The sequence below is a fragment of the Veillonella sp. DNF00869 genome, from assembly GCF_001553345.1.
Classification (GTDB): domain Bacteria; phylum Bacillota; class Negativicutes; order Veillonellales; family Veillonellaceae; genus F0422.
In genome coordinates, this window is record NZ_KQ960751.1 from 1 (window position 1) to 1,159 (window position 1,159).

A 1,159-nucleotide genomic window follows, 5' to 3' on the forward strand; every position below is an offset into this window, starting at 1 on the left:
CCACACGTTAACATTGGTACTATCGGTCACGTTGACCATGGTAAAACTACTTTAACAGCAGCAATCACTAAAGTTCTTGCTGAAAAAGGTCAAGCTGACTTCCAAGACTACAGCATGATCGACAAAGCTCCAGAAGAACGTGAACGCGGTATCACAATCAACACTGCACACGTAGAGTACGAAACAGACACTCGTCACTATGCACACGTTGACTGCCCAGGCCATGCTGACTATGTTAAAAACATGATCACTGGTGCTGCTCAAATGGACGGCGCTATCCTAGTTGTATCTGCAGCTGACGGCCCTATGCCACAAACTCGTGAGCACATCTTGTTAGCTCGCCAAGTTGGTGTACCAGCTATCGTTGTATTCATGAACAAAAAAGACATGGTTGACGATGAAGAATTGTTAGAATTAGTAGAAATGGAAATCCGTGAATTGCTTTCCAGCTACGAATTCCCTGGCGATGACATCCCAGTTGTGGCAGGTTCTGCATTGAAAGCATTAGAAGGCGACGCTACATACGTAGAAGCAATCAACGAATTGATGGCTCGCGTTGACGAATACATCCCAACTCCAGAACGTGACACAGACAAAACATTCTTGATGCCTGTAGAGGACGTGTTCACAATCACTGGTCGTGGTACAGTAGCAACTGGCCGTGTAGAACGTGGTCAAATCAACGTAGGTGACGTAGTAGAAATCGTTGGTCTTCAAGAAGAACCATCCAGCACTACGGTTACAGGTCTTGAAATGTTCCGTAAACTTTTGGAATCTGCAGTAGCAGGTGACAACGTAGGGGCACTTCTTCGCGGTATCGACCGTAAAGACATCGAACGTGGTCAAGTATTGGCTAAACCAGGTTCCATCAAACCTCACACTAAATTTAAAGCAGAAGTATACGTGTTGACAAAAGAAGAAGGTGGCCGTCATACTCCATTCTTCTCCAACTACCGTCCACAATTCTACTTCCGTACAACTGACGTAACTGGCGTTATCAGCTTACCAGAAGGTACAGAAATGTGTATGCCTGGTGATAACATCACTATGAACATCGAGCTTATCACTCCAATCGCTATTGAAGAAGGTTTACGTTTCGCGATTCGCGAAGGTGGCCATACAGTAGGCGCTGGTGTTGTTACAGCTATCGAAGCATAAT

General features: G+C 45.3%; 1 protein-coding gene. It reads left to right on the forward strand.

Features of this window, described 5'->3' with window-relative positions:
• The coding region (gene tuf, locus HMPREF3032_RS01190) for an elongation factor Tu (RefSeq protein WP_062401214.1) at positions 1-1,158 on the forward strand (1,158 nt) is incomplete at its 5' end.
• Position 1,159 lies beyond the last annotated feature (1 nt).